The sequence below is a fragment of the Gelidibacter sp. genome (assembly GCF_039916245.1).
In the GTDB taxonomy this organism is placed as follows: Bacteria; Bacteroidota; Bacteroidia; order Flavobacteriales; family Flavobacteriaceae; genus Gelidibacter.
In genome coordinates this window covers 1-11,675 of sequence record NZ_JBDSLS010000164.1, presented here as the reverse complement: position 1 = coordinate 11,675, position 11,675 = coordinate 1, and the positions used below count along the sequence as shown (strand labels likewise).

Sequence of the window (11,675 nt, the reverse complement as noted above, 5' to 3'; positions counted from 1 at the left end):
TTGAAATTTCGTGTTTCTAAACTCTCTTTTATGATTTGTCCTAAAGCGGGTTCGTCTTCGGCTAAAAGTATGGTAATGGGTTTATGCATTGGGGACGCTGATTTTAAAAGTGGTCAGTTGATTATCTACATTCAGAAGAATGGTGCCACCGTGTTTTTCAATAATTTTCTTGGTGTAATACAAGCCAATTCCGAAACCTTTAATATCATGCGTGTTTCCTTTTGGGACACGATAGAATTTTTCAAATAGTTTGTCTTTGTTGATTTGTTTCAAGCTATTGCCGTTATCGGATATGGAAATTGTGGTGGCGAATGAATTTTGTGTTAGACTAATCATAATGGTTTCTCCACCATATTTCACAGCATTATCAATCATGTTATTGATGGCGTTTTCAAAATGAAACAGATCCACATTCGCAAAAACCATATCAGAAGGATACTCAAAATCCATTTTTTTGGCATCGTTTTGTACATAATGTCTGTCCACCAAATGTTGCACGAGTTCCACGACATTAATTTGTTCTTTATGCAATTCTAAGTGGTCACTGTCTAAGGTTGCGGTTTCCAATAGTTTTTCGACCATCACATTGAGTTTTCCCAATTGATCTTTGGAAATGTTCAAATAGTTTTGCGTTTTCACTTTATCATCAAGTGCATTAAAATTTCTTAAGCTTTCAAGGGCAACGCCAATTGTGGAAATAGGAGTTTTAAATTCGTGGGTAATATTACTAATCAGATCATTCTTTACTTCCGCCAATTGTTTTTGTTGCCGAATAATTCGGAGGAGATAAAATAAACACGAGATGATGGCAATTGCCAGCAAGAAAGATGTCAGAATTCCTGTAAAACTTAACTTTAAAGTATCTTTTAGTGGGTTTTCGAATTCCAAAACAACACGTTCTTTTGGTTTTAAATAAGTGGATTTTGAAGTGACTGACATGATATCATCGCCTTTCAATTCGGAGTTGACACTATGATAAAGCGTGTCTTTCTTAAAATGTTTAATAATGTAATTAGGAGAAATGTGTTTCTGTTTAAACTGGATTTTTAATAAGGAATCCACTTGGGAATATTCTAAAGTATCGCGATCCATGGAGATCATGATGGTGTTTATGCTTTTTATAACCTTTAAACTGTCAAAAGCCTTTTTTCCTTTAATTACCTGAACGGATTTGATTTGGCTCCCTTTTTCGAAATGTTTTCCCGAATCATTAGTCGTCAATTGCGTGATGGCAATAACGCTGTCCAAAGGTTTTCTGCCTTTCGATAGGAGTATTTTATTCAATTCCCCTTTTTCTTTGGAAAGCATAGAATCTGTTGTTTTGGATGAATTCGATTTAAAACTGACAGAAGCAATATTGAGTGACTTCAATTTATTAGCTTTCGATCGGGTGTTTGATAATTTGGCGATTTCTTCTGAAATACTCGTGCCAAAGTCAGCAGTGTCATCAGGTTTAATAATGGTTAGAAAGTTTGATTTGGCGATTTCCGCATAATATTCTTCCAAGGCATTGTCGATGCTTAACTGAATTTCGTTGCTAACGCGCTGTTTGTTGAGTTGGTAATTATTGTAATTCCAATAAATCTGTACGCTAATGGTAATGACGATGGTCGCGGTAATCGCATATAAAATCCACAAGTAGTTTTTTGTCGTCATAGGTCAAAGATAGGGAGTTGGATGCATTCAATTTGTATCAGTTAACACTCGTTAACACTCATTAACGCAATGCTGTTTATTAATGGCTAATCTTTGTAATGGTAAAAATAATCAATCAAAAATCATTCAATTATGAAGTACAAACAAAAACTATCAGTCCTTGTAACCTTGTTTACGGTTATGATGGTAAATGCTCAGGATTTTCAAGGGGTCGCCACTTATAAATCCCATCGGAAATTTGATTTTAATGATGAAAACTTTAAAAAGGACTCTAAAGTAAGTCCTGAAATGCAGAAACAAATTGAAGATCAGCTTAGGCAACAATCGCAACAGGAATACACCTTAAATTTTAATCGCAACGAATCGATCTATACGAAAAACGAAAAACTGGCAGCGCCGATGCCATCGCGTGGCGGTATCACAATTAACTTTTCTGATGGTGCAGATGTGAGATATAAAAATCTGAAGGAACAAAGGTTTACCAATCAAACCGAAGTTTACGGGAAACAGTTTCTCATCAAAGATTCCTTAAAAGGTCAACAATGGGAATTGCTCAATGAAACCAAAAATATTGGTCAATACACCTGTTTTAAAGCGCAGATTACAGAACAGGTCAAAACACAAACCATGACGGAAGATAAGGGCATTGAAACCGTCATGAAGGAAAAGGTAACCACCGCTTGGTACACCCCTCAAATCCCAGTTAGTAATGGGCCCGCCGAGTTTTTTGGACTTCCGGGTTTAATCTTGGAAATCAATGATGGTAAGTTGACTTTGATTTGCAGTAAAATTATCATTAACCCAGAAGACGTCATCACCATTGATGAACCTAAAAAGGGGAAGGTAGTTACGCAACAAGAATTTAATGATATCATGGAAAAGAAAAACAAAGAAATGATGGATCAAATGAATTCCAGAGGCAACAGCGGCGGCACGGTAATTTTTAGGTCTGGCAGATAGTTTTAAGAAAAATTTAACGTTTTATGGTTTAACTAACTGGATTTTTAACAGTCAAATTGAACCGATGTCTGTTTTGAACAACCACTTCATAATAAAACGTAAAAAATGAAATCACTCTTAATTAAATTTCTCGGCTGTTTTATCCTTTTGTTTTCTGGTGCATTGATGGCGCAGGATTTTCAAGGGAAAGCCTATTACCAATCAAAGACGACCATGGACATGGATAATCTTGGTGGTAATCAAATGAGCGACCAACAGAAAAAAATGATGGCCGAAAGCATGAAAAACATGTTGGAGAAAACCTACATTCTAAGTTTTAACAGGACAGAATCCATTTACAAAGAGGAAGAGAAATTAGCCACTCCAGGATCAGGTGGCGGCGGATGGGCTATGATGGGTAGTTTTACCGCTGGTGCACAATATAAAAACGTGAAAGACCATCAACTCATCCAAGACCAAGAGTTTTTCGGGAAGCAGTTTTTAATCAAAGATTCCATCCCGAAATTAGAATGGAAAATGGAGAATGAATCCAAGCAAATCGGCCAATATTTAGCTTTTAAAGCTACGGCCATGAAAAAAGGCGAGGAGATGGATTTCGGCAATATGCGACGACGCAACAGAGATGCGGACACGAAAAAGGAAGGAGATAAATCAACTAATCCAATGGACGAAATTGAAGTTCCAAAGGAAATCCTCGTTACCGCTTGGTACACCCCGCAAATCCCGGTCAACCAAGGCCCTGGCGATTATTGGGGACTTCCAGGTTTGATTTTGGAAGTGAGTTCTGGTCGTACCACTATTTTATGTACAAAAATTGAAATCAATCCTAAGGATAAAGTTGAAATCAAAGCACCAACAAAAGGCAAAGCAGTTACCAAAGCACAATACGCCGAAATCGTAAAAGATAAAATGAAAGAAATGCAGGACATGGGCGGCGGTAGAGGTCGTGGTTCACGTTTCTAACATACGACTACCTAACATAAACAATCAATCATAAAACTTATAATGAGACATTTCATAGCGCTGATACTGCTTTGTGTAGTAGGAAATTCTTTTGCGCAAATTAAAGTAGAAGGCGTCGTTAAAGACAGTATAGGCAATCCGTTGGAATTAGCCAACGTCATCGCCATAAATCAACAAACCAAAGGCTTGGAGTCGTACGGGATTACTAACAATCAGGGACGCTACAAATTGGCGTTGACCAAAAACATGACTTACACCATTCAAGTGAGCTATATTGGTATGAAAACCTATGATGAAACCTTAAGTATTAAGGAGTCGGACTTGATTAAAAATTTGACATTAAAGGAAGATAATAGTCTGGCTGAAATTCATTTGACCTATGAAATGCCAGTGACCATCAAAGGTGATACTTTGATATATAATGCGGATTCTTTCAATAAAGGTACCGAGCGAAAATTGGGCGATGTATTGAAAAATTTGCCAGGAGTTGAAGTCAATGCCGATGGCGAAATTGAGATAGAAGGCAAGGTCGTATGTAAGGTCATGATCGACGGCAAGAATTTTTTTGATGGCGATTCCAAATTGGCCACTAAAAATATTCCGGCGAGTGCGGTGGACAAGGTTCAGGTTCTTAAAAATTATGCTGAGGTAGGTCAATTGAGTGGGGTGACCAATAATATGGATAATATTGCCATCAACATTAAACTAAAAAAAGGTAAATCCAATTTCTGGTTTGGAGATATAACTGCCGGTGGTGGTGTTTCGGAAAATAAAGGATTGTATCTGGCCCAACCAAAGTTATTTTATTACAGCCCAAAATACAGTGTGAATTTGATTGGCGATTTGAATAATATTGGCGAAATCGCTTTTACACGTCGTGATTATTTTAATTTTACTGGTGGTTTCAGATCTCCAAGTCATAATAGTGGCACCTCTATCAATTTAGGAAGTAATAATCTTGGGTTTTTATCCATGCAGAATAATCGAGCAAAAGATATCAATACCAAGTTTGGGGCGGCGAATTTTAGCTATTCTCCCAATAAAAAATTGGATTTAAGCGGTTTTGCTATTATATCAGGCAACAGAACCGATTTGCAAGAGAACAACTCCGTACAATATACCAATTCCGATTTGGGAATTCCCGATGAAGACACTCAAAGTACGACCAGACAGCGTAGTGATTTGGGGATGTTAAAAATGAGTGCGAAATACAAGCCAAACGCAAGTAATCAATTGGATTATGATATTTTGGGCCGTCTTTCAAAAGAATCTCAAGATCAAAATTATCTGTCATCCGTTATTGGAAATATCGATCAGTTTGAAAAGACCAAGCCTTTTAGTATCAACCAAAACCTGAGTTATTACTATACGTTGGACGAGACGAATATTTTTGCTTTTGAAGCGCAGCATTTATTACAGGATGAGGATCCGTTTTATAATGCGATTATTGAAGAAAAAGCCAATTATGAAAAAACAGCGACTAATTTAGGATTGGATCCTAACCAATTGGATTATAATGTGGCTCAGGACAAACGTATCAAATCGAATCAATTGGATGCGAAATTGGATTATTGGAAGGTGTTGAATGCCAAAAGTAATATCAATTTCACTTTAGGAACCATTTTGAGTAAGCAGAATTTTGACTCTGAAATCTTCCAGTTTTTAGATGATGACACCATTTTTGATCCGACGCCAACGTTTAACAATGGTTTGGATACGAACAACACCGATTATAATTTCAGCGATATTTATTTAGGTGCGCATTACCAATTCAAAACTGGGATTTTTACGATTACTCCAGGACTTTCAGCGCATGCTTACAGTTCGAAAAATGTACAGTTTGGTGAGGAATATAAAAATAATTTCTTCAAGCTTCTTCCTGATTTTGATATGCGTATCCAGTTGAAAAAAAGTGAGACTATTTCCTTGACCTATGCCATGAATACGCAATTTACCGATGTGACCAATTTGGCAAGAGGGATTGTGCTCAACAATTACAACTCTATTTTCTCAGGAAATGAAAGTTTGGACAACGCTTTGTCTCATAACGTGCGATTGAATTATTTCAGCTTCAATATGTTCAATTATACCAATGTGAATGGAGGGATTAGCTACAGCAAAAAGATTGATCAAATTCGTAATTTGACCAATTTCGAAAGCGTCATTCGTACCAATTCGCCATTCAATTCTGATTTTGCAGATGAGACCGTCAGCGCAAACGGACGTTTTCAAAAACGGTTTGGGAAGTGGCAAGCTTCAGTGAATGGTAATTTCAGTTATTCAAAGTTTAATCAATTCATCCAAGGCATTCGTTCAGTTAACGAAAATTATTCGCAAACCTATGGTGCGGAATTAAGAACAAATTTCAGACAGGCGCCAAACGTTACTGTGGGTTATCGTTATGGAATTCAAGACAGTGATCAAGGATCTACCAGAAATAAATTCTATACGAAGACACCATCTATTGAAGTGGACGCACTAATTTTAAAAACATTCACTTTTAAAACAGATTTCGCTTATAATAATTTTAGTAATAATGACCGAACGCTCAACAAATACGAGTTCTGGAACGCGTCTTTAGCCTATAGAACAAATAAGGATGCCAAATTGGAATATGCGGTAAAAGCGACTAACTTATTGAATACAAAATCACAAAGCCAAAGTAACACCAGCAGCATTTCAGTAAGTGCAACCGAATATTTTATTCAACCCCGTTTTGTGACCTTTAGAGTTATTTATTCGCTTTAATAATAGAAAAGATTTAATCTTGAAAAAGGATAATTTCAGAAGAAGTTGTCCTTTTTTTGTTTCTAATTATGACGTCTGAATAAAATATAATTGCCTTAAAGAGGTTTAAATTTTTAAAACATATTTGGGGTTTTCTTCGGATAGTTCTAATGGTTTTTGTCATTTAGAAAGATGATTGCTCGAGTAAGGATTATTTTCATATTTCTGAAATTGAAAAAAAAATAATAACCGGTCAAATATTTGATTTCATATTATTGTGGTCCGATGCAGTACTTCGCGTACCCTTCTATAAATAGAGGTTTTTAAAGTTTTGTTCAACGATACACTTCTTCTATTCATTGTTACAAACGCTTAAAAAAATCACGAATTTGGACGAGCTTTTCAGTTTTAAGCCCAATGATTTCAATGCTTACGGCGTAAGTTTATATTCTATGTTCTTTCAACGCAGTGGTCTTGGTTCCTTTATCGGACAATAGTGATTTCATATATGTTTTCAACCCTTTATGATTTGTGTCTATATTCTTGATTCTGAAAGCGAAGCGGTGGATCCTGAGCTTGTCGAAGTGTTTTGATTCTTTTTGAAGACTATTGGTTTCTAATCTTAGATATAAGTTGTATTTTGAGACCCTTAATTTACTAAACAAAACTACTAACAAATGAAAAGAATTTTACTAGGGGCATTCCTGATATGCTCTGTGTTTACAGTGACTGCACAGCAGAAAAATGCGGTTATTGAAAACATGATTAAAGAAGCCAATGAGAATTCCCAATTGGAAATTTTAGGACATCATTTAATGGATGTCATTGGCCCACGATTGGTGGGAACACCGCAGATGAAAAAAGCTCATGATTGGGCTGTAGCTACATATGAAAAATGGGGCATTCCTGCACAAAATGAACAATACGGTGAGTGGAAAGCTTGGGAGCGCGGTGTAACCCATATCGATATGGTGTATCCACGTGTGCAAACCTTAGCAGGTATTCAATTGTCTTGGAGCCCAAGTACGGGTCCAAAAGGTGTGACTGCGGAAGTGATTACGCTTCCAACCGTGAAAGATGCGGCAGAGTTTAAAAATTGGCTTAAAAATGCCAAAGGAAAATTTGTGATGGTTTCTGAATATCAAATTACAGGAAGACCTGATTATAACTGGGAAGAATTTGCGACTCCAGAATCTTTTGAGAAAATGAAAAAGACTCGTGATTCGATTTCAAAAGCTTTTCGCGACAACATCAGCAGAACAGGATATGATGCAAGGACCATCATTAATGCTTTAGAAGATGCCGGTGCTGCCGGTATTGTATCTTCATATTGGTCGAAAGCCTTTGGAGCGAATAAAATATTTGGCGCACGTACCAAAAAGATCCCAACGGTTGATATCGAGTTGGAGTCTTACACCATGCTTTATCGTTTAGCTGAATATGGCGACAGACCAAGAATTAAAATTGTTGCGGAGTCTAAAGATTTAGGTATGGCACCAACATTTAATACAGTTGCGCAAATAAAAGGTACTGAAAAACCAGAAGAGTATGTGATTCTTTCTGCGCATTTCGATTCATGGGATGGTGGTACAGGAGCAACTGATAATGGCACTGGAACTTTGGTTATGATGGAAGCAATGCGTTTGTTGAAAAAGTTTTATCCAAACCCAAAACGTACCATTTTAGTTGGACACTGGGGTAGTGAGGAACAAGGATTAAACGGTTCACGTGCATTTGTTGAAGACCATCCAGAAATTGTCGAAAACATTCAAGCGGTATTTAATCAAGATAACGGTACCGGACGTGTGGTTGATTTATCAGGAGCAGGATATTTGCATGCTTATGATTATTTAACCCGTTGGTTAAGTGCGGTTCCAAAAGATATTTCAAAACATATCAAAACCAATTTCCCTGGTTCTCCAGCTGGTGGAGGTTCAGACAACGCCTCTTTTGTGGCTGCAGGAGCACCTTCATTTAACTTGAGCTCTTTAAACTGGTCCTACTGGAATTATACTTGGCATACCAACAGAGATACCTATGATAAAATCGTTTTTGACGATGTGAGAAGCAATGCGATCTTGACTGCTATATTAGCCTATGAAGCCAGTGAAGATCCTGAGAGAGTATCGAAAGAAAAAATAGTATTGCCAATTAACGAGCGAACTGGCAAGCAAATGGAATGGCCAACACAACGTTCTCCAGAGCGTAAAGGTGGATTGGATTAATCCAACGCTATTCTTACAATTAAATTTTGAGTAACCCCAGCTTTATCTGGGGGTTAAAAGATAAAAAGTGAAGGGCTTTAGCCAAACTGTCGTCTCGGGTACAGTTTGGGCTAAAGCCCTTTGCTTTTCTACACTTTCATGCCCCGAGCTAAAGCTCGGGGTTATTTTTCAGGACTATACATTATGATATCAAAAAACCTTCAGCATTTCTACTGAAGGTTCTCTTTTGTATTTTATAAAGTCTTTGTACTTAATTCTAAAAGCGAAGCGGTCTTTATTCTAATTAATTTCAAACGCCGCTCTGACTTTGTCCACATAATCCAATTTTTCCCAAGTGAACAATTCCACATCAAGGGTTACAGTGGTGCCATTGAATTGTTCAAAAGTTTTTGTAACGGTTTCGTTAACTCTTCCCATATGGCCATAAGCTGCAGTTTCGCTATACATTGGTTGACGCAGTTTTAAACGGTCTTCAATGGCTGCTGGACGCATGTCAAAAATTTCGAATATCTTATCTGCAATTTCGCCATCCGTTAAATTAAATGGACACGTACCGTAAGTGTCCACATAAATGGATGTAGGTTGCACCACGCCAATAGCATAACTTACTTGAACTAAAACTTCAGAACAAATGCCTGCTGCGACTAAGTTTTTAGCAATATGACGTGTTGCATAGGCAGCACTTCTATCTACTTTACTTGGATCTTTTCCAGAAAAAGCCCCACCACCATGGGCTCCTTTACCACCATAGGTGTCTACTATAATTTTTCGTCCAGTAAGTCCGGTGTCGCCATGTGGTCCACCGATAACAAACTTCCCAGTTGGGTTGATATGGTACGTAATGTCATCATTGAACAACACCTGAATTTGCTCCGGAAGTCCAGCAACAACTCGCGGAATCAAAATGGCAACAATATCTTTTCTGATTTTCTCCAACATTTCAGTATCCGCAGCAATGATATCTTCTGCCGAATTAGATGCTGGTTTTACAAAATCGTCATGTTGTGTGGAAATCACAATGGCATCAATGCGCTGCGGTACGTTGTCATCACTGTATTCAATAGTGACTTGACTTTTGGAGTCTGGTCGTAAATAAGTGATGTCTTTGTTTTCTCTGCGTAAAGCAGCCAATTCGATCATCAAACGATGTGAAAGATCTAAAGCCAGAGGCATATAATTTTCAGTTTCGCTAGTGGCGTAACCAAACATCATCCCTTGATCTCCTGCACCCTGTTCTTCCTTGTTAGCTCTGTCAACACCTCTGTTGATATCTTCAGATTGCTCATGGATGGCTGAAAAAACACCACAAGAATTGCCGTCGAACATATAGGCACTTTTGGTGTAACCAATTTTATTGATGGTATCTCTTGCTATTTTTTGAACGTCCAAATAGGTTTTTGATTTGACCTCGCCTGCAAGGACGACTTGTCCAGTAGTCACCAAGGTCTCACAAGCCACTTTAGAGTCTTTGTCAAACGCTAAAAAGTTGTCAATTAAAGCATCACTGATTTGATCTGCTACTTTGTCTGGATGTCCTTCAGAAACGCTTTCTGAGGTAAATAAATATGCCATAACCTTTTCTTTATTATAGGTTTACGGAAGATTTGACGGAAAACGTCGAAGGTAGTTTGCACTGCCTTTAGCATTTTTAACTCTGTTGTTGATACAGAGTCTCATCCTCAGGGTTTCCCGATTCAGAAGAGGTTGCAATCAGTCAAATCTTTCCTCTCAATTATTAATAGGCAAAAGTAAAAAAATTAAATGGATGGCAAATCCTTTTATTTTGATTTCGTCTGAAATTAAACTCACAAGATTTTTTTCGAGCTTAAATTTCAATGAAGTATCCTTTGCCTGCTTGAAGAAAGTGAGGTTTTTTGGAATTGTAAAACAGCTGGTTTTTAAAAAACTTTATAATTTATTTGGAATTGTAACATTTGTGTTGCAATATTTGCGTTCACAAAGTTCAAAAACTTATTGAAGTGTTATCAAGAAAGGCGGAGGGATTAGACCCGATGAAGCCTTGGCAACCCTTAAAATTCCTGCGCAAACAGGAATCTCATTTAAGAAGGTGCTAAATTCTACTTAATTACTGATTCATTTATCAGGTAATTGGATAGATAACTAAACGTAATTACTCATCTGTGATTACTCTTTTCTTTTTAACATTTTTCTATTTGGTCCGTCAGTGATGGCGTATTTGGCTTTTGTTTTAATTCATTTATTAACTCAAAAAAACTAGAAAAATGAGTACACAAAAATTCGCAACCCAAGCGTTGCACGCAGGACACGATGTTCAATCCAATGGCGGTACTAGAGCAGTGCCAATTTATCAATCCACAGCTTTTGTTTTCAAAAACTCTGATCATGCTGCAAACTTATTTGCACTTGCTGAGCCTGGAAACATTTACACGCGAATCAACAATCCAACAACTGACATTTTAGAGCAGCGAGTAGCAGCACTTGATGGTGGAATTGCAGCAGTGGCCACAGCCTCAGGAATGGCTGCCATTGCTACGACTTTGCTCACGCTTTTAAGAGCGGGCGATCATATTGTGGCGTCAAGCAGTTTGTACGGAGGTACTTACAATTTGTTAAATGTGACTTTGCCAAGACATGGTATTACCACCACATTTGTCGATCCGTCAGATCCTGATAATTTTGATAAAGCCGTACAGGGAAATACACGTGTTATTTTCATTGAGTCTTTAGGAAATCCTAAATTGGATGTGTTGGATATAAAAGCGATTTCTGATGCTGCAAAAAAGAATAAAATCCCCTTAATTGTTGACAATACCGTAGCAACATCTTACTTGCTAAAGCCTATTGCGCATGGTGCGGATATCGTTATTCACTCGTTAACAAAATACGCAAATGGTAATGGAACTGCTATCGGAGGCGCCATTGTTGACGGTGGTAATTTTGATTGGGCCAATGGTAAATTTCCAGAATTTACAGAGCCATCTGCCGGATACCACGGTTTAGTATATTCAGAAGTATTGAAAAATGCGGCTTTTATCGCAAAAGTTCGTGTGGAAGGTCTTCGTGATTACGGATCGGCGTTAAGTCCATTTAATGCGTTTCAAATCATTCAAGGTTTGGAAACTTTAGAATTACGTATCAAACAACACAGTAAAAATGCTTTGG

The 11,675-nt window shown here is 37.5% G+C and carries 7 protein-coding genes, 1 pseudogene and 1 riboswitch; of the genes and pseudogenes, 5 read left to right on the top strand and 3 right to left on the bottom strand.

The window, feature by feature from the left end:
• Both ABIQ28_RS08855 and ABIQ28_RS08850 read right to left on the bottom strand, forming a co-directional pair.
• Positions 1-89, bottom strand: a pseudogene (locus ABIQ28_RS08855) (DNA-binding response regulator); the annotation flags it as partial.
• A complete protein-coding gene (locus ABIQ28_RS08850) occupies positions 82-1,656 on the bottom strand; it encodes a HAMP domain-containing sensor histidine kinase (RefSeq protein WP_348036527.1) in 1,575 nt (524 codons plus the stop codon). The gene ABIQ28_RS08850 and the pseudogene ABIQ28_RS08855, both read right to left, overlap by 8 nt.
• 132 nt (positions 1,657-1,788) lie before the next feature.
• On the opposite strand from ABIQ28_RS08850, the gene ABIQ28_RS08845 reads away from it, so the two are divergent.
• The 4 genes from ABIQ28_RS08845 (at position 1,789) to ABIQ28_RS08830 (ending at position 8,531) form a co-directional block, all read left to right on the top strand.
• Complete coding sequence (locus ABIQ28_RS08845; protein WP_348036526.1) at positions 1,789-2,616, top strand: GLPGLI family protein; 828 nt, start codon at positions 1,789-1,791, stop codon at positions 2,614-2,616.
• Between the two features lie 105 nt (positions 2,617-2,721).
• On the top strand, positions 2,722-3,579 hold the full coding sequence (locus ABIQ28_RS08840) for a GLPGLI family protein (protein ID WP_348036525.1): 858 nt from the start codon (positions 2,722-2,724) through the stop codon (positions 3,577-3,579).
• 42 nt (positions 3,580-3,621) lie between these two features.
• Entirely contained in the window at positions 3,622-6,327 is a 2,706-nt protein-coding gene (locus ABIQ28_RS08835; RefSeq protein WP_348036524.1) for a carboxypeptidase-like regulatory domain-containing protein, read from the top strand.
• A gap of 656 nt (positions 6,328-6,983) precedes the next feature.
• A complete protein-coding gene (locus ABIQ28_RS08830) occupies positions 6,984-8,531 on the top strand; it encodes a M20/M25/M40 family metallo-hydrolase (protein ID WP_348036523.1) in 1,548 nt (515 codons plus the stop codon).
• 279 nt (positions 8,532-8,810) lie between these two features.
• Here the strand turns inward: ABIQ28_RS08830 and metK are convergent, their stop codons facing one another.
• Entirely contained in the window at positions 8,811-10,103 is a 1,293-nt protein-coding gene (metK, locus tag ABIQ28_RS08825) for a methionine adenosyltransferase (protein WP_348036522.1), read from the bottom strand.
• A gap of 407 nt (positions 10,104-10,510) precedes the next feature.
• Positions 10,511-10,655: riboswitch (SAM riboswitch) on the top strand.
• Between the two features lie 119 nt (positions 10,656-10,774).
• On the opposite strand from metK, the gene ABIQ28_RS08820 reads away from it, so the two are divergent.
• The coding region (locus tag ABIQ28_RS08820; RefSeq protein ID WP_348036521.1) for an aminotransferase class I/II-fold pyridoxal phosphate-dependent enzyme at positions 10,775-11,675 on the top strand (901 nt) is incomplete at its 3' end.

What these genes read in the sequence shown, in the direction of transcription:
- ABIQ28_RS08850 (WP_348036527.1), bottom strand. Translation starts at nt 1,656, where the DNA reads ATGACGACAAAAAACTACTTGTGGATTTTATATGCGATTACCGCGACC.
- ABIQ28_RS08845 (WP_348036526.1), top strand. Translation starts at nt 1,789, where the DNA reads ATGAAGTACAAACAAAAACTATCAGTCCTTGTAACCTTGTTTACGGTT.
- ABIQ28_RS08840 (WP_348036525.1), top strand. Translation starts at nt 2,722, where the DNA reads ATGAAATCACTCTTAATTAAATTTCTCGGCTGTTTTATCCTTTTGTTT.
- ABIQ28_RS08835 (WP_348036524.1), top strand. Translation starts at nt 3,622, where the DNA reads ATGAGACATTTCATAGCGCTGATACTGCTTTGTGTAGTAGGAAATTCT.
- ABIQ28_RS08830 (WP_348036523.1), top strand. Translation starts at nt 6,984, where the DNA reads ATGAAAAGAATTTTACTAGGGGCATTCCTGATATGCTCTGTGTTTACA.
- metK (WP_348036522.1), bottom strand. Translation starts at nt 10,103, where the DNA reads ATGGCATATTTATTTACCTCAGAAAGCGTTTCTGAAGGACATCCAGAC.